General features: G+C 38.3%; 14 protein-coding genes, 1 other RNA gene and 2 pseudogenes. 14 read left to right on the forward strand and 3 right to left on the reverse strand.

Annotation, left to right across the window (positions count from 1 at the left end):
* The first annotated feature begins 194 nt into the window (after positions 1–194).
* The 8 genes from argH to ACSU6B_RS22175 all read left to right on the forward strand — a co-directional run bounded on the left by argH (position 195) and on the right by ACSU6B_RS22175 (position 9,865).
* Entirely contained in the window at positions 195–1,745 is a 1,551-nt protein-coding gene (gene argH, locus ACSU6B_RS22140; RefSeq protein ID WP_410888453.1) for an argininosuccinate lyase, read from the forward strand.
* A 574-nt stretch (positions 1,746–2,319) separates the two neighbouring features.
* Positions 2,320–4,152 (forward strand): helix-turn-helix domain-containing protein, encoded by a 1,833-nt coding sequence (locus tag ACSU6B_RS22145; protein ID WP_410888454.1) that lies wholly within the window; start codon positions 2,320–2,322, stop codon positions 4,150–4,152.
* 321 nt (positions 4,153–4,473) lie between these two features.
* On the forward strand, positions 4,474–5,676 hold the full coding sequence (locus ACSU6B_RS22150) for an acyl-CoA dehydrogenase family protein (protein WP_410888455.1): 1,203 nt from the start codon (positions 4,474–4,476) through the stop codon (positions 5,674–5,676).
* A 24-nt stretch (positions 5,677–5,700) separates the two neighbouring features.
* Positions 5,701–6,678, forward strand: coding sequence for a catechol 2,3-dioxygenase (locus ACSU6B_RS22155; RefSeq protein WP_410888456.1), 978 nt, complete (start codon positions 5,701–5,703; stop codon positions 6,676–6,678).
* A 126-nt stretch (positions 6,679–6,804) separates the two neighbouring features.
* On the forward strand, positions 6,805–7,623 hold the full coding sequence (locus ACSU6B_RS22160) for an alpha/beta fold hydrolase (protein WP_410888457.1): 819 nt from the start codon (positions 6,805–6,807) through the stop codon (positions 7,621–7,623).
* 108 nt (positions 7,624–7,731) lie between these two features.
* Positions 7,732–8,196: a flavin reductase family protein gene (locus tag ACSU6B_RS22165; protein WP_410888458.1), complete on the forward strand. Its 465-nt coding sequence runs from the start codon at positions 7,732–7,734 to the stop codon at positions 8,194–8,196.
* Between the two features lie 35 nt (positions 8,197–8,231).
* Positions 8,232–9,077 (forward strand): FAD synthetase family protein, encoded by an 846-nt coding sequence (locus tag ACSU6B_RS22170; protein ID WP_410888459.1) that lies wholly within the window; start codon positions 8,232–8,234, stop codon positions 9,075–9,077.
* A gap of 41 nt (positions 9,078–9,118) precedes the next feature.
* Entirely contained in the window at positions 9,119–9,865 is a 747-nt protein-coding gene (locus ACSU6B_RS22175) for a 2-keto-4-pentenoate hydratase (RefSeq protein ID WP_410888460.1), read from the forward strand.
* A 349-nt stretch (positions 9,866–10,214) separates the two neighbouring features.
* On the opposite strand, the gene rnpB is transcribed toward ACSU6B_RS22175, so the two are convergent.
* An RNA gene (rnpB, locus tag ACSU6B_RS22180) (RNase P RNA component class B) lies at positions 10,215–10,600 on the reverse strand.
* A 108-nt stretch (positions 10,601–10,708) separates the two neighbouring features.
* On the opposite strand from rnpB, the pseudogene ACSU6B_RS22185 reads away from it, so the two are divergent.
* From ACSU6B_RS22185 to ACSU6B_RS22195, 3 genes and pseudogenes are all read left to right on the forward strand, one after another.
* A pseudogene (locus ACSU6B_RS22185) lies at positions 10,709–10,921 on the forward strand (glutaredoxin domain-containing protein); the annotation flags it as partial.
* A 25-nt stretch (positions 10,922–10,946) separates the two neighbouring features.
* Positions 10,947–11,081: a BA3454 family stress response protein gene (locus ACSU6B_RS22190; protein WP_410888461.1), complete on the forward strand. Its 135-nt coding sequence runs from the start codon at positions 10,947–10,949 to the stop codon at positions 11,079–11,081.
* Positions 11,082–11,236: 155 nt separating this feature from the next.
* A pseudogene (locus tag ACSU6B_RS22195) lies at positions 11,237–11,350 on the forward strand (transcriptional regulator); the annotation flags it as partial.
* A 295-nt stretch (positions 11,351–11,645) separates the two neighbouring features.
* On the opposite strand, the gene ACSU6B_RS22200 reads toward ACSU6B_RS22195, so the two are convergent.
* Entirely contained in the window at positions 11,646–12,017 is a 372-nt protein-coding gene (locus tag ACSU6B_RS22200; protein ID WP_215007338.1) for a VOC family protein, read from the reverse strand.
* 502 nt (positions 12,018–12,519) lie between these two features.
* Here ACSU6B_RS22200 and ACSU6B_RS22205 point away from each other — a divergent pair.
* The 3 genes from ACSU6B_RS22205 (at position 12,520) to ACSU6B_RS22215 (ending at position 16,030) form a co-directional block, all read left to right on the forward strand.
* Positions 12,520–12,735, forward strand: a complete 216-nt coding sequence (locus ACSU6B_RS22205; RefSeq protein WP_410888462.1) for a DNA-binding protein — start codon at positions 12,520–12,522, stop codon at positions 12,733–12,735.
* A gap of 493 nt (positions 12,736–13,228) precedes the next feature.
* Positions 13,229–14,374 carry an acyl-CoA dehydrogenase family protein gene (locus ACSU6B_RS22210; RefSeq protein ID WP_410888463.1) on the forward strand — a complete coding sequence of 382 codons (1,146 nt, stop codon included), beginning with the start codon at positions 13,229–13,231 and terminating at the stop codon, positions 14,372–14,374.
* Between the two features lie 60 nt (positions 14,375–14,434).
* Positions 14,435–16,030, forward strand: a complete 1,596-nt coding sequence (locus ACSU6B_RS22215) for a long-chain-fatty-acid--CoA ligase (RefSeq protein WP_410888464.1) — start codon at positions 14,435–14,437, stop codon at positions 16,028–16,030.
* A 40-nt stretch (positions 16,031–16,070) separates the two neighbouring features.
* Here the strand turns inward: ACSU6B_RS22215 and ACSU6B_RS22220 are convergent, their stop codons facing one another.
* On the reverse strand, positions 16,071–18,209 hold the full coding sequence (locus ACSU6B_RS22220; protein ID WP_410888465.1) for a sigma 54-interacting transcriptional regulator: 2,139 nt from the start codon (positions 18,207–18,209) through the stop codon (positions 16,071–16,073).
* Positions 18,210–18,519: the final 310 nt, after the last annotated feature.

Raw genomic sequence — 18,519 nt, forward strand, 5'->3', positions numbered from 1 at the left:
CCGATGGCATGAACATACAATGTTCATGCTTTTTTTATTAACATAAATAGGCTGGAGACATAAAATAAACAAAAGATTGCGAACTTTTTTCTCCTGTTTTATTTTCAAAAGTTTACTAGTCATTTAAGGTTTATTCATTCTTGAAGCCTTTTTTACCGAATGAACCATGATAGGGGAATATTGGGGGTATTGTGATGAATATTAAGGAGAGCATTTTGAAAAAAGAAGGTCGGAGGTTTCCTGGAGCGACCTATTCAGAGGTAGTATTGGCACCTGCTTATGAGCACGCCAAGCAATCTTTACTAGAGCCGATGATAGCAATCCATAAAGCCCACCTGATTATGCTGGTGGAACAAGGGTTGTTACAGGAGAGTGCGGGTTCCCAAATCCTTGCAGCTATTTGCGCACTTGATAAGGAGAGAATTCTCCAATCCACCTATGATGGACAGTATGAGGATCTCTTTTTCCTTGTAGAAAGTCAAATTATGAAAGTTGCCGGCGAAATGGGTGGGAGTTTGCACCTTGCTCGGAGCAGGAACGATATGGGTGTTGCTATGTACAGGATGGTTCTTCGGGACAAGATTCTACTCGCCATCGAGGCGCTGCTTTCCTTTCAAGAAACACTTTTGAGGGTGATCGACACCTATAAGGAGACCATTGTCCTTGGGCATACCCATACGCAGCAAGCCCAGCCGATGACGTTCTCCCATTATCTTCTGGGTATGTACGATGTCGTTGACCGTGACTTAAAAAGATTGAAAGCAGCCTATGATACATGCAATGCTAGTCCTCTCGGCGCGGCGGCCCTCACTACGACCGGATTTCCGATTGACCGAAATACAGTCGCAGAGTTATTAGGATTTCCGAAAATCATCAAGAGTGCCTATGATGCGATTGGCGGTGCCGATTATTTAGGGGAAATTGCAACAGCGATACAATTAACCTTTATCAATCTCGGCCGGTTTTCACAAGACCTACTCTTATGGTGCAGCCAGGAATTTTCAGCGATTCGTGTGGCTGACCCCTATGTTCAAACGAGTTCCATTATGCCGCAAAAAAGAAATCCTGTTTCACTAGAGCATATTCGTGCATTAAGCTCTAGCGGAATTGGGAATGCTCAAACCGTACTTCAAATGTTACATAACACACCATACGGAGATATAAACGATACCGAGGATGACCTTCAGCCGTATTTATGGAAGGGCCTGCACCTTATTGATCAAGTTTTTCGGTTAACAAACGTGGTGGTTGGAACACTTGAAGTAAATGAAGCACTGTTAAAAAGAAGGGCCCAAGAAAGTTTTGCGACGATAACGGAATTAGCCGACACCCTGTTTAGGGAAGCAAAAATCCCGTTTCGAACCTCTCATTCCATTGCCAGCCAGGTGGTGAAAATTGCCTTGGCCAGAGGACTGAATGCTACTCATGTCACATCTGTACTCGTGGATGAAGCGGCAAAAGCAGTTGTCGGAATTCCGTTGAATTTACCGGAGGAGATCATTCGCACAGCAATGGACCCAGAACACTTTGTTAAAACTCGGTCGCTGCCTGGCGGACCAGCACCGGAGGAAATGAAGCGGGCCATTGTGGAAAGAGAAGCTAGTCTACACCACCATATTTCTTTACTCCATACTGAGGTTAATCGAATTAAAGTTTGTATGGAAAGACTTGACCGACTGACAAGCCATTGGGGTAAAACGGATGAAAACGATATTAATATGGACATTGATGAAGGCGGTAGTTAATTCCAGAAGACAATAGGTGATGATCAGGACCCTACTGTTCTTAAATAGGGGAATGACTTAGTAAAATATAGTAAAAAACATTTAATTTATACTTGACTGGTAGGAATTGTCGGGTATAAGTTGTTAGTAAATATTTGCTCAATAATTTATATGCCGACTGGTTAACTAGAGGCTCTCAATTCAAGGTGAGATTATCTTGAATTGAGGGTTTCTTATTTTTTCAATAAATGAAATCCTTGTTAGAGGAATGGTTCGATTTCATTTCGGGGCAATTAAATCTATTAAATCAAGCCCTCATACTATTTCAGAGCTATAAAATCATCGTTCCTACTATTTAAACAAAGTAAATAAAATTCTGAATATTATGTTATAATACTACTAAAATAAATAGTTCTTCTTAGTTGTTTGAATAATTACATAATAAACGTTCAGTTAGTCGCAAAGGAAGTAGAGGATTCTATAGATTCGTATTTAAACGCTAAAAATTAAAAGGTGCCTGTCACTTGTCGAATGCTACAAATTTCGAGTGGGACAGGCAATTTTTCAGGAGCACAGACTAAGGGGTCGAGTAAATATGAGTTTTAACCAAATGCACATAAAAGATGCTTTTGAATTACCTAAAGAAACCGTTTTGAATGAATTTTATGAACGAATTATTTCAATCCCAATTGAGGCAAGAACAAATTTGAAAAATGAGCTCATTACCGTCATTGGCGATGAACGAACAAGGGGCGTGTTTATTCGATACGGCTGGCATTGTGGTGTGAGTGATGCGGAAAAAGCCATGTCGCTGCAATGGGACGATGAGATGGATTTGGTATATGCAGGTCCTAAATTTCACAGGTTGCATGGTTACTTAGATAAAGTGGAAATTTTGGAAATGAGCTTTGATGAGCAAAAGAAATGCAATTTTATTGAAGTCCTTTGGATTAATACGTTTGAAGCGTCTCAATATTTAAAAGACAAAGGCCTCAGTAAAGGGCCTGTTTGTCACACCTTGTGTGGATATGCAAGCGGTTACCTGTCAAAAGTGTTGCAACAGCCTATCCTTGTTAAGGAAGTAGAATGTCGCGCGATGGGCCACGAGCAATGCAAATGTATTTGTATGCCTATTGAAAAATGGGGAGAAGAAATTACGAGTGACCTGAGTTACTATCAAGCGAATAGCATGATCAAGGAACTCGATGAAATAACAGCGAAATTAAAAATGGAGCGGGACCATTTAAGTAAAGCGAGCGATATCCACCGGCAATTAATTGAGGAACTACTGTCGAACCAAGGGATACAAAAAGTTGTTGATATTTTATTTGAAACGACTGGTTTAACAGTCTTTATTGAAGATGAATATAATCAAATCATTGTAAAATCAGGAAACCTTCCGAATCCGCTTACTTTAAATACATTTAGAGATTCGAACACTACATTCGTACGTTATTCAGAAAAGCTTTCATTGTTACGCGCCCCAATTTTTTATGGAGAGCAAATTAAAGGCTATTGTTCTTTTGTTTTTACTGGAGAGAATCAGCCGAATGAGCTTGATTATATGATTATTGAAAAGGCAGCAATAACGTCTTCGCTTATATTATTGAATGAAAGTATAAAAGTTACTACGGAGCAAACGATTAAAAGGAGCTTTTTAAATGATATCTTGGAAGGTCGATTAGCAAAGGAAGAAATGTATAAAATCGCCTATTATTTAGATTTCAATCCTTCCTCGACCTATTGGATGTTAACGTTTGAACGATTTGTTAAGGAACCAAAAATTGAACATGAAATAGCGTTTAATGAAGAATTGATTCGTCATATTCATCTATTTTTGAAAGAGCGCACGATCAATTCAATTGTTTCACAAAAACTCAACAAAATTATTATACTAATTGAGTACCCAACTTTTGAAAGTTTGCATATATCACAGTCTACGTTTATTGATCAATTGTTAAAGCATTGTTCACTGCGCTTCCCCAAATATAGGATTTCTGTCGGTGTTAGCACTGTCATCCAGGAGTTTTCACAAACTGTCACGCTATACAATGAAACATTGGCGGCATTACGTGCAACAAACAATCGAAAAAATGTATATTACTTCGAAGAGCTAGGCATTGAAAGTGTTTTATTCCAAATACAGGATGATGTGTTGATTGAGCGCTTTGTGAATCAACATATTGGTAGGTTGTTAGAAGTAGATAGTAATGAATTTGAGTTAATAAAAACGTTATTTGCATATATAGATAATGGAAGCAGTATTAACGATACTGCGAAGGAATTATCCATGTCGATTAGCGGATTACGCTATCGACTGGCCAAAATTAGTGAGATTTTAAACCATGATCTTAATGATACACAATATGCCTTCACACTTTATTTAGCAATCAATATTTTAAAAGCAAAAGGAAAAATTGAGATGTAACTATAAGCCTTGCCCATTAACTTGTTGATGGACAAGGCTTTTTCGTAGTTAAATAATGAAAAAAGTTTGTTTGATTCATCATTTTACAATAACTATCTAGCTAACTCCGTTTCTTTTATAACGGTTAGAAATATAAACTTATCATGGTTTACGCAATCCAATTAAATATATAAAGAAAATATTTAATAGGAAACGTGTTAAAAACAATCTAAATTCAGTATCTACCGTAGGTATATTTAAAATATTCTAAATATTATAATTCAAATCAGTAGCAGATGCTTAATAGAATTTGAAAACGTTTACTTAAGAGGAGGAAGGTATATGGTAGTTAATCTTTTAGAAGTGAAAAAGACTCCCAACAAAGAAGAACTTCTTATGAGGGCAAAGGAGGTTGGTTTATTAGCTGAAAAATACGCTTTAAAGGCAGATCAAGATTCAAAGCTTCCAGATGAAGTAATTGAAAAAATAAAAGAAGCTGGATTTCATAAACTTTTACGACCAAAAGAATATGGCGGCCAAGATTTAGATTACTTTACTTTTGGTGAAATAATCCGTACGATCGCGAATCATAGTATCGCAGCTGCATGGTTAAGTTATTTCTTTGTTATACATGAAACCTGGGTTGCGTTTTTACCAAAAGAAAGCCGGGATGAACTGTATGGACATGGTGGCTTAATGGCAGATGTATTTGCCCCTGTCGGGAAAGTAACAGAAGATGGCGAAGGCTATCGCCTTTCAGGGCAATGGAACTTCTGTAGTGGAGTGCTTTGGAGTGATTGGATTGGACTAGGCGCAATCACCAAGCTAAAGGATGGGACAGAGCCGGAATATTGTTTATTTATTTTGAATAAAGAGGAAGCGGAAATCGTCCATAACTGGGATGCAATGGGCTTGCGTGGCTCAGGAAGTAACGCGGTGAAAGTTGACAACGTTTACATACCGCCAAATCGAATTTTCCATGCAACACGTGTCATTAACGGTGAAGGCCCAGTAGATGGCAATTTTGAGCCTGACTATCAAATTTTCAATGTACCATATATCCCATGGTTCTTAATGGGCTTCCAATTTATTCAGATTGGTGGCATTGAACGATTGATTGATATTTTCCAAGAAAAAACACAAAATCGGATTCGTATTTTTAACAATAATGCAAATGAAAAAGAAGCAGCTAGTAGTCAACGCGTACTGGCGGAATTAAAACTACAATTAAGTTCTTTAAAAGGCTTAGCAAATGATTACGTTGAAAGGATAACGTATTATCAACAAAATCGCATTCGAACATTGGATGAAGAAGAGCGTGAAAGATTGTTCGGGATTCGTGGGCATATATCAAAAACGACTTCTGAGATGGCGCTTCGTATTTTACTAACTTTAGGTGGAAACTCCGTATTTAAAGGGCAACCGACCGAATTGTTTGTGCGTGACATTATGACAGCAGCTTCTCATCCGACGCACCATTACGAAGATGCGCTTGGCTCATATGGCAAGTCAATCTTTGGCTTTAAAGGAAACCCAATTTGGTAAATAAAACTTTGGAGGGAATGTGAAATGATGAAAGAACCTATTTTTGATGTGGCACATCTGGCACATATTGAAATTTATAGTCCTAAAGTAGAAGAGTCTGTTTGGTTTTTTAAAGAAATTTTAGGGATGGAAGAATCGCACCGTCAAGGTGATTCTGTTTATATGCGTGCTTACGAGGATTTTTATCATCATACATTGATTATTACGAAAAATGATGAAGCGGGACTTGGGCATGTGGCATGGCGTGCCACATCTCCACAAGCACTAGAGCGTCGGGTACGAGAAATTGAAGCGACAGGTTATGGTTTGGGTTGGATTAATGGTGATGTCGGTCATGGACCAGCCTATCAATTTACCACACCAGATGGACATAAAATGGAAATTCTTTGGGAGGTTGAATATTTTAAAGCGAATGAAGAACAAGCTACACCACTCTTAAGCCGTCCACAAAGGCGTCCACGTCGCGGTGTGCCAGTACGTCGATTAGACCATGTGAATGTCCTGGCGAGCGAAACAAATAAAAATGTTGAGTTCTTAGAAAATGCACTTGGATTTAAAGTGCGCGAACGTATTCTAAATGATGATAATACAGATGTAGCAGCATGGTTAAGTTCGAACTCATTAGTGCACGAAGTTGCCATCATGGGAGACGCATTAGCTGAAAAAGGAAGATTACATCATATTTGCTACTGGTACGGCTATCCACAACATTTAATGGATGTAAGTGAATTATTGGTGGAGCATGGGTTTAAAATTGAAGCAGGTCCTGGCAAGCACGGTGTCTCTCAGGCTTACTTCCTATATGTGATCGAACCTGGGGGAAATCGTGTTGAATTATTCGGTGACACGGGTTATCAAATTTTTGACCCAGCCTGGAAAACGGTTGAATGGAAAGGGAAAGATTTAGAGCATGCAATTATTTGGTACGGCTCTAATTTACCACAAGAGTTCTTTGAATATGGAACGCCAGTGAAGCAAAAGGCAGTTGCACCACTAAAATAAATGTTGTGAATAATTAATGGTGAGCTTCTCAAATGTACAAGCTCACCATGTATGGAATGTAAAAGCGAGAGGGAGCTTTCTATAGTTTCCTCTATCTTTATTAATAGATGGAAGGAGCAATGCGTTATGACGATTACCTCAGAATATATGGATGTGAATGGGATTAACACACACTATCATGAGGAAGGGAGAGGAGCAGAAAAAATTATATTAATTCATGGGTCAGGGCCAGGTGTATCTGCCTTCGCAAACTGGCGCTTAATTATCCCAAGCTTAAGTGAATCCTATCATGTATTTGCACCAGATATTATTGGTTTTGGTAAAACGGATAAACTCCCCAATCATCATTATACCGTTGAATTGTGGGTACAACATTTAATTAGCTTTATTGAATCCGTGTCGGATGAGCCAGTGTACCTTGTCGGAAACTCAATGGGAGGTGCATTAGCGCTTCATGTTGCCTATCAAAGACCGGACCTTGTGAAAAAATTAATTTTAATGGGTAGTGTTGGCATCAAGCACCAAATTTCTGAAGGGTTAGAACGTGTTTGGGGGTATGAGCCAAGTTTGGAGTCCATGCGAGAATTAATTGAATTATTCTCATACGATGAAAAAGCAGCGAAAAATGAAGAATTAGTTCGTCTTCGCTATGAAGCCAGCATTCAACCCGAGGTGAAAGATGCATTTTCGGCCATGTTCCCAGAGCCTCGCCAACAAAAACTGGACGAATTGGCGTTAACCGATGAGCAAATTCAAAGTATTAAAGTACAAACCCTATTATTCCATGGCTTGAATGACAAGGTTATCCCCATTGCAGACACAAGCTATCGTCTTATTGAATTGCTTCCGCATGCAGAACTACATGTATTTAATGAGTGCGGGCATTGGACACAAATCGAAAAAACCGAGCCGTTCGTGGAGAATATTTTAAGATTTATTAAATGATGAATCTCTTAAAGATGAGCCCTACGCGTATTGGAGGATTTCGAAAAGTAAAGTGGGTAATTTCAATATTCCTACTAATATAAAAATAATCTTGGGAGGTTCATAGAGATGGATGATCGTCAATTTCGAACGGCAATGGGAAAATTCGCTACAGGGGTAACCGTGATTACCACAGAACTGGATGGAGATGTACATGGTATGACGGCAAATGCCATCATGTCTGTATCCCTTGATCCAAAGCTTGTTGTCATTTCAATTGGAGAAAGGGCAAAAATTTTAAATAAAATAAAAGAAAGCAAGATCTTTACTGTGAATCTTTTGGCTGCTGATCAACAGGAGCTATCGATGATTTTTGCGGGGCAAATCAAGGAACCTCGTGAAGTTATTTTTGATCGTCTAGATGGCAAACCAGTGTTAGCAGGCGCGATCGCACAGGTGGCTTGCGAAGTATCCGCGGAGCATGTTGAAGGAGATCACACTTTGTTTATTGGAAAAGTAACCGATATTCATCTTGAAGAGAAGGAACCGCTTGTGTTCTTTAACGGTAAATATCGTGCATTGGCAGAAGTATAAGCTGACTTCATTATTGGAACATGAAAGGAGACTGGATGGAAACGATCTGTTTAAGTAAAGAAAATTTGGCTGCTTATCAGGAAATGGCAACCTCAAATGTTATGGCACTTGGATGTTTTGACGGTCTCCATCATGGGCATGTAAAAGTGATTCAAACTGCATGGCAGGAAGCAGAGGAAAGAAAAGTCTCTCTTTCAATAATGAGTTTCTTTCCTCACCCGAAAACGGTCATCGGGGGGAAGGGGTGTTTTCACTATTTAATGCCACAGTCCGAAAAAGAAAAGAAGCTTAGTGAACTAGGTGTTGATACTTTTTACCTTGTGGAGTTCGATAAAGACTTTGCAAAGTTGTCACCTCAAGCATTTGTTAAGGAATATTTGATCAATCTGGGTGTTATTCATGCAGTAGCAGGATATGACTTTTCGTATGGCAGCCTTGGTGCAGGGAATATGGATACATTGAAACAAGATTCCGGAGGTCGGATGGATGTAACTACGGTCGACAAGGTGGAGTACAAAGGGGAAAAAATCAGTTCGACTCGTATCAGACAACAACTGTTAGAAGGGAATGTAGAGGAGCTGCCCTATCTTATCGGGCACTCTTACGAATTAAAATGCGAAGGCGCTGGATCGGTTTTAACTCCATATTCGCACTATACACTCCCTGCTCCTGGGAGCTATGATGTGACATTGAAGAATAAGAGCAAATCTTTGCAGACCGAAGTAATTGTAAACGAGAAAAACGTAACGCTTACTAATATAGATCAGATTCCATCATGGCTCGAAGGAAACTTAACCATAGTCTGGAATCGGCGGATGAAGGCAGAAAAGGTTCAAACCGGGAAAAAGAATGATTCTTTTTGTCGTCCCTTATTTGTATAGATGAAAAATAAACCCATAATAAATAGAAAGAAGGGTAAAAAGTGGCTCAAATTGTAGAAGCCTATAAGCATTTACTTCAAGCTGAAAAAAACAAAAAGTCAGTTGCCCCACTTACGGATTTATATCCTGATATCACTATTCATGATGCTTACCGAGTTCAAATGAAAAGTATTGATCAGAAGGTGAAGGACGGCCAAAAAATCGTTGGGAAAAAGATTGGGTTAACTTCATTTGCGATGCAGGAGCTATTAGGAGTGGATCAGCCCGATTACGGTCATTTATTGGATGGTATGGATATTCCGAATGGTGGCAGCATTCCAATCGAAACGCTTTTTAATCCTAAGGTAGAGGCCGAGCTTGCTTTTGTGTTGAAAAAAGATTTGAAAGGGCCAGCTGTTACAATGGAAGACGTCCTAGAAGCAACAGAATATATTGTTCATTCTATTGAGATTGTTGACAGCCGTATTACTGATTGGAAAATTAAATTAGAAGATACGGTTGCGGATAATGCTTCTTGTGGACTGTTCACCTTAGGCGGTCAAAGATTCGATCCAAATGGAATGGATTTAGCGAAAATCGAAATGAGTCTATATAAAAATGGTGAGTTCATTAATAAAGGGACAGGGGCTGATGTGTTAGGTCACCCAGCAACATGTGTTGCATGGCTGGCAAATAAACTAACAGAATACGATGTTACTTTAAAAGCTGGGGAAGTCATTTTATCTGGAGCCCTATCGGCGGCTGTTGTAGCTCAAAAGGGAGATGTCTTTACAGCTGAGTTTAGCTAGTTAGGAAAAGTTGAGGTATCGTTTGGTTAAGTTACGGATGGTTATTTTTTACATACCTGCTTAATATAATGCCGGTGTGGCAGAATTGGCAGAAGCGTACGAATCAAAATCTTCTTCACTGGAATTTCGCTTCGACCCAGACAACTGGTATCAGATTGTGCTCAGAAAAGATTATTTATCAACGTTTCTTACATTTTGTAAGGAATGTTTTTTTATTATCAGCGGAATACTTACTACAGGGAACTGTGATGCAAACTGATCAGGGGTATGTCTGCACCGAGAGATTTAAGGAATGGAACAATCGAAGGGAATACTATCCCTAACAGTTGATGAATTCGGCGCATGAAATGGCTGTAAGCCAGGTTCTGTTCCTGCGTGCTCTAGCGATGCCAATCTCGCACAACAGGTGTAATCATATGACTATCAGTCTAGAAGACCGATCCATCCCTTTGGTTCATTATTCCCGCAGGATGGTGCCCCTACCAAAGTTTGGGTTGCTCGCTCGTGGGGTTTACCCGTTCCATTTCTTCTGTTTCCAGAAGAATTCGTCACTGTGGCACTTTCAGGTTACTCTCAGCATATCCTTGAGGACTTAGCATGATTTCTCCGCCGTCAGCAGATACGAAGTCTGCTGCCCACCTTTGCAGATGGCACGAACACTCCGGGCATCTCAGCACCGGGCGAGCCTGGACTTTCCTCAACTCATGTAAACATGAGCCGCGATTACTCACCATTTCATGTTTGTTTGCTCATCGACTACGATAAGAAATATATCATAAAAGAAATGAAATGGTCATTAGGATACTAGCTCCAGTGATGGAATATTTAGGAGAGTGTAAAAGTATGGTGATTGTGTATACGACACCGAGTTGTGGTTCTTGCCGAAAAGCGAAAGCTTGGCTTGAATAGCATCAAATTAAGTATATGGAAAGAAACATCTTATCTCAGCCCTTTACAGTCGATGAGATTAAATCGATTCTTCGCATGACAGAAGAAGGGACGGGCGAGATTATTTCAACTAATTCGAAGGCGTTTCAAGAATTAAACGTAAATATTTGTTTTTTAAAAGGAGGGAAAACTGATGATTGAAGTTTTCGTGACAGTAAATTATAAAAATCGGAATTACCATACCAATGTCATAGCGGAAAAAGATATGACATGGGAAAAAATTAAACGGATCGCAGAAGAACAAGTCAAAAAACAATGGGATATTTAAATAAAACGGCTATACAGGGACTTAGAAAAGCTAAATTTTTGACTAGCCAACCTGTAATGCCTAGTAGTATTGTACGTAATTAATTTTAAAAAAGTTGCAGACAATACATGTAAGAGTAAAAAAGTGAGAAGTTTTATTGCTAAGGAGGCAAGCACATGAATAGTGATTTTACCCTGGCCATTCATAGTTTATCTTTTCTGGCTATACAGCCGGACGGCATGTCAACTAGTGATGCCATTTCGGAAAGTGCTGGCGTGCAGAACTGCAGATTTCTTTAAGTAAAATGTAAAATGGTTTTTGGCGCTTTCTGCGGAGTTAAACGCGACGAAGCAGCTAGTTAATGGAGTACATAAAAACTACCCATTGAATTCCGTTGGGTTTGAATTTTGATAAAAGGAATATCCAATGTTTATTTGAAAGGGTTAGTCCACATCGTTCAACAAAAAGGTGCATAATTCCAGAAACGGATTTAATGCACCTTTTTTACATTTCAAGAATTATACTGTTTTAGAAATAATAGAAGTTTAAGGTACTAAAACTCTTCAGCCGTTATTTCCTCTTTTTTCATCGATGCTGATCGACAAGAATTTGATTCCCGTCTGGATCTTCAATGATAAAATGTGCTGGTCCTTCATTTGTTTCAGCTGCTTCAGTCAGCATTTTTATTCCTTCAGCCTTAAGTTGTTTTTGAATGTCTCGAATGTCAGTAAACGATTCAAGATTTTCGGCATTTTCATTCCATCCTGGATTAAAGGTCAGAATGTTTTTTTCAAACATTCCTTGGAATAACCCAATGATGCAATTTTCATTCTTCATAATAAGCCAATTTTGACTAATTTCACCACCAAAAGCCTGAAAACCCAGTTTTTCGTAGAATAACTTGGATTGATGAATGTCCTTTACGTTTAAACTTACAGAAAAAGCTCCTAGTTTCATATATACACTCCTCCATCTATTAATTTGTAAATTAGCTTTATTTAGTTTTACTATAAATGAGTGCATTGAAATTCACAACATTTACCATATTATTAAAGTAGAAGTGGTTTATTTCACGTGCCAAACAAAAATAAAATGTGCAAAAATAACTTTTAAAAATGGTAAAAATATAGATACGAGATGGGAGAGAGTATGGTGAATACATATAAAGAGAGAAAAAAATCCCGAAGAGACAAGAGAAAAGAAGAAGGAAAGGAATCCATATGGTGGGAATTCCTTGATATCTTTTTGGATATAGCTAAATTAATCGGACCAAGTCTTATTCGGTCTATTCGGTCAGCCATTAAATTCCTGGAACATCATTAATACGATTATTTAAGGAATTGTATTGGATGTGTGAAAATCGATACCTTAGTTCTTTATTTATAGGTTTAGTTTTTATATTCTGAGAAACGAAGTAAAAAAATAAAGATTTAGTTCTTCAATTATGAAAGGAGAAAATATGGACAATTTCAATAATGTAACACTAGAAAATGATTTCCCCAATATTGGTAGACCTGCTACAAGAGCTCTTATCAATGCTGGCTACTATAAACTTGATCAATTGACAAAGGTGACAGAGTCAGAAATATTGAAGTTACATGGTGTTGGACCGAAAGCGGTGAGAATACTGAATGAAGCACTTAAAGGAAAACAATTATCTTTTGCTGGAAAATAAACAAGCTCTGAACTCTGTTTCCTAAAGAGTCCAGTGCTTGTTTATATTAGAATCAATTTTGGTCATTCATGGCTCAAAGGATGTTTATTTTAAGTCCACTGGAACCGTCACCATGGCCCTACTTTTATTATGACAGAAAAAAGTAAAGGGTAATTGGTTTTTTTGTAGAATTAATGAAGAAGACAATTAGAATGATATCATGCCAAATACTTTCTAGTTCATAAAAGGTGTTGAATGACCAATAAGCAGGTAATAGCATTGGAAGTTTACCCGGCTTTTTAGTTGTGGTTCTAATTCTGGTTGTATTTGAACTATTGTCCAATATATTGACAACTTTGTTAAATAATTTGACACTATTAATATCCTACCCTTGAATTCGTAAAGGAAATCTATAATTTTTTTTGGCACGATTTTTGCAAGTATAAAAGTGACCCGTGTATGTAAAAAATACAATCTTAAATGACTTGAAAAGATAAAAAGGGAGGAATTATAAGTGGAATATTCAGAAGAGTTAGAAATTTTACGAAAAACAGTTTCAAGCTTTGTGCAAAAAGAAATTGCTCCAATAGCAGAGGAAATGGATAAAACCGATGAGTTTCCAAACTGGATTTGGAAAAAGCTTGGCGATCTTGGAATCCTAGGTGTAACCATTCCCGAAAAATATGGAGGTTCAGGTCTTGGACCTGTAGAACAGGCCATTGTTACAGAAGAAATTGCTAAATACAGTGCAGCAGTAGCTGTATCCTATGTTGCCCATTCTAATCTATGTGCCCACAACCTATATCATAATGCCAACGAATATCTGCGTGAAAAATATCTTCCTGGACTGTGTAGTGGGAATTTAATCGGTGCACTGGGGTTAACGGAACCTGGGTCAGGCTCTGATGCTGTTGGGATGAGGACAACGGCAAAGCGTGAAGGTGACTATTATATCCTTAATGGAAGTAAGACGTTTATCACCAATGGTCCTATTGCGGATGTCCTTATTGTCTATGCCAAAACAGACAAGGCAAAGGGAGCTCATGGAATCACGGCATTTCTGGTTGAAAAAGGATTTCGAGGATTTTCAGTGTCCAAACGGCTTAAGAAAATGGGGAATCGGGGGTCGGCGACGGGAGAGTTGATATTCGACGATTGCCGTGTACCGGCAGAGAATATCCTAGGTGAAGAAAATAAAGGAATAAAAGTAATGATGTCTGGTTTGGACATTGAAAGGGTGATGGTTTCTGCCCTGTCCTTAGGCATTGGCGAAGGTGCGTTTAGGGAGGCTGTGAAATATTCAAAGGAACGAAGTCAATTTGGAAAAGAGATTGCTAACTTTCAATTAATTCAGGCCAAAATCGCAGATATGTATACCACATTACAAGCTGCAAGATTACTAACCTATGATGCTGCATCAGAATCCGCAAAAGGGAAGAAGGTAACCTTAAAGGCAGCTTCCGCCATTCTTTTTACAGCAGAAACAGCCACAAAAGTAGCATTAGAGGCCGTTCAGATTCATGGTGGCTATGGATATATGCTGGATTATCCAGTAAATCGTTATCTTCGAGATGCCAAGCTCTATGAAATTGGCGCAGGGACATCAGAAGTACGCCGGTTAATAATTGCAAGAGAACTTCTTGGAGTGAAAACATTTTAATATTAAATCTTAAGTCTGTTTTCCATATGAAGAAAAATTTTCAAAAGCAGGGGGATGCACATGTCGTTAAATTATAACCTGGTTCACCGTGTTAATATGGGAGATCTTTTAAAGAGAAGCGCGAAAAGATACCCAAACAAAACAGCGGTTGTAGAAGGGGACCGTAGAATCAGTTATCTCGAGCTAAATAAAATGGTGAACAAGGTGGCTCATGGGTTCAAATTTATTGGCTTAAATAAAGGAGATCGTCTTTCGTTACTATCCAGTAATTCCATTGAATTCCTGTTGGTTTATTTTGCATGTGCCAAGACAGGCATCACGATCGTTCCGATTAATACTAGTTTAGTAGCGAATGAAGTGGAATATATCCTTAAAGATTCCAACTCGAAGGCCGTGGTGGTTGAAACGCAATTTCTTGATTTAGTAAGGATGAGTCATGGAATAGAATCACTTAAGGAAATTATTATCATTCATGGAAAGTCAAATTCCTCATCTATAACAACAGAAACACAGGATATTCACGATTGGGAATCCTTATGGAGGGCGCAGGATGAATCTGAGGTCTATTGTGAGGTAACCGACAGGGATTTGATGCAATGTTTATATACAAGCGGTACCACCTCGAATCCAAAAGGGGTCATGAGCAGTCACGTTGCGGTTTATTTTAATACGTTGGGAACCGCCTATGATTTGAAGTTTACAGAGCAGGATGTTTCGATTGCCATGCTTCCGTTATTTCATGTTGCCCAATTAAATGCCATCACAACCCCTGTATTTCTTGCCGGCGGCACAACAGTGATTTTGAAAAGATTTGAACCTGAGCAGCTAATGACCCTGATTGAACAGGAAAAGGCAACACAAATTTTTGGTTTGCCCATGATGTATCGCGCTTTGCTTGATCATCCAAACCGGACGGATTATAACTTAACATCACTAAGGCTTTGTGTATATGCAATGGCGCCGATGCCGGATACAGAACTTAAGAGAGCTCATGAAGTGTTTCAATGTAATTTTGCTCTTCTTTTTGGTCAAACGGAAATGGCACCAGTTGCTACTGTTTTCCGTCCTGAACATCAGCTTATAAAACCAGGAGCGGTTGGAACACCGGCAGTAAATGTTGAAGTAGCGATTATGAACGACCACGGGGAATCCCTTCCAGAGGGAGAGGTAGGCGAAATTGTCTATCGGAGCCCGCAAACAATGGAGGGGTATTTAAACGATACCGAGAAAACGCAAGAAGCTTTTGCACATGGCTGGTTCCATAGCGGTGATTATGGCTATTTCGATGAAGATTCCATTCTCTGGTTTGCAGACCGGAAAAAAGATATGATAAAAACAGGCGGAGTCAATGTCTCTTCTATTGAAGTGGAAAAAACGATTTTTAAGTATCCAAATGTTCAAAATGTGGCTGTGGTGGGATTGCCCCATGAACACTGGACAGAAGCTCTTACTGCTTTTGTGATTGCTAAAGATGATCAAGACATTAAAGAAGAAGAAATTATTCAATTATGCAAGAGTCAGTTAGGCGGATTTAAGATTCCGAAAAGGGTAATTACCCTAAAAGAATTTCCAATGACTTCGTCTGGAAAAATTCAAAAACATGTGTTACGAAATAATTTCATCAACCTGTATGAAAATGAAAAAATAAATCAATAGAATTGAAGAAAGGAGGCTGAACTTTCAGTCTCCTTTTTCGTTATTTTACTTGAAAGGAAATGTTTGTTTCAATGTTATACTTTTTCAATTTATTGTATAGGGTTGTCCGGCTTATACCAAGCAGGTCGGCAGCCTTTGACCGATTTCCTTGGACGGACTCTAATGTTTCCATGATGATGGACTTTTCTGAGTCTTTTAAGGAAACAATTTCATATGCAGAATCCTGGCTGACTGTGAAAAAAGGAGTGAATTGCTCGTTTGCTTTATTTCTTTCCGGAACTTTTTTTTCTAATAAGTGCGGAGGTAAATGGATGACATCAATCCAGTTTTTTACATCAAAGTTCATGGCTCTTTCTAATATATTTTCCAATTGACGAATGTTACCAGGCCAGGAATATTGTTTCAGAATCAACAATGCTTCAGGACTGATCCCAATGACTTCTTTATTTAATTTTTGATTTAATTTGTGGATAAGGTGATTACAGAGTAACGGAATGTCATCCTCCCTTTCTCTTAAAGAAGGAATGGGAATTGTTACTACGTTAATCCGATAGTAAAAATCCTCTCTAAACTGCCCTTCTAAAACCATTTTATATAAATCCTTGTTCGTTGCGGCAATAATTCGAACATCAACCGTACGTGTTAGATTGTCACCAATTCTTTCAAAATTTCTTTCCTGCAGAACCCGCAGCAATTTGGATTGAAGCTGTAAAGGCATATCACCAATTTCATCTAAAAAAAGAGTCCCGCGGTCAGCTACTTCAAATTTTCCTATTTTTCCTCCCCGTTTCGCCCCAGTAAAAGCACCATCAGCATATCCGAAGAATTCGGACTCCAGTAATTCTGCAGGAATAGCAGCACAGTTTACTCTAATAAAATGGCCTTTTCTGCCTGATTCCTTATGGATGGCCTCCGCAAATAGTTCCTTACCAGTCCCACTTTCCCCAGTGATAAGGACAGTCGAATTATTTTTAGCGGCTAAGAGGGCTTGATGCTTTAGATTGGCCATATTTCTATCATTCGATTTAATGGTGTCAAAAGAGGAATTTAGTGTTAATTTTTCGTATTCACTGCGGTAATAACTTAATTCACTTTCTAGTTTATCAATTTGATAAAACAATTCTTTCCATTGGTCCAGCTGATTGGAGATGATTTTAATGATCATTCCCACATGTTTACCGGCATGAACGATGTACTCCTTCGTTAATATCCCTGTTTTATTATGGATTGTAATAATTTCTTTTTTTAGGTTTGGGTCGGTTGAAAATTTTCCAAGCTGTGGAAGGGCTGAATGAATCGGCTGATGGATGATATTCTTCTCTGTTTGTTCAAATAGATCCAAAAATGCTTGATTTGTCAGGGTAATCCTACCATCCATATCAGTAATAATGATAGCATCGTAAGATATGGCTATGGCCTGTTGAAGAGTTTGTTGAAGCTTTTTGGTGGTTTCCAGTTCTTGAGCGAATTCTTCTAATGTGGTCATATTTTGAATAATCGCTATCGCTCCACTTGTATTTTCCTTATATGTAATGGGAATAAAGGTGCCGATTCCACTTATGGGGCCGAAGGTTACCTTTTTTTGTTTAATCGTCAGTAGATCATCTATTGCAGTAACGAGGTAATTTGAAATCTCCGGAAAGTATTTCTCAATTCTTTTTCCAATGACCTCTTCCTTACGAAAAGAAACTTTTTCAGCCGCACCATTAAAAGCGACAATATTCCTATTATGATCAATCGAGATGACGATATCCTCGAGATTTTCAATTAAACCGGTTAATTGATTCACAAGAATTTCTGTTTCATGTAAAAAACCACGGATGATATCCGACTTACTGATAACTCCCGCTACTTTATTCGCTTCATTAAGAACAATCCCATGAGCGACATTATGCTTCAGTAATACATTCTTCACTTTCATAAATGTATCCTGTTCACTGACTGTCAGTATTTCTCTTTGAAGTATTTTCTTAAGTGGTGAATAAATGTCTATCCCCTCCAAAATGGATCGGTAAACAGAGTATTTGCTTACGATTCCAATCGGAAAATCCAAGTCATCGACGATGCATGCCACATCAATTTTTTGATTTAAAAATCCCCTAATAATATCAGAAATTTGATGGTGCTCTCCCAGTTTTAATGGGGGAGAGCAATAATCCTTGATATTTAACTCCTTCATAACTTTAATGGCAGATCCCCCCTAATGTTAAAAAATTTAACAGGTTGTATAATATTATAACAAAATTCAGAAATTGTACAATATTACAAAAAATCAAATGGAAATGGAATGGTGATCTGAATTTACTAGATTGTCAAATAATTTAACAGTTGTTCATCTCCTTTACCCAAATGCCCAAAAAGGTTACACACGAAAGGGTCACAGGAACTTATTATTAGTTCTAAGTTCTCCTTAGAACTTTGGCACGATTATTGCAAAGAAATAAGAATGTAATACCAAAACAAGCAGCTTAGCTCATATATGAAATTAC

Source organism: Neobacillus sp. C211, assembly GCF_051842875.1.
Lineage (GTDB): Bacteria > Bacillota > Bacilli > Bacillales > Cytobacillaceae > Neobacillus.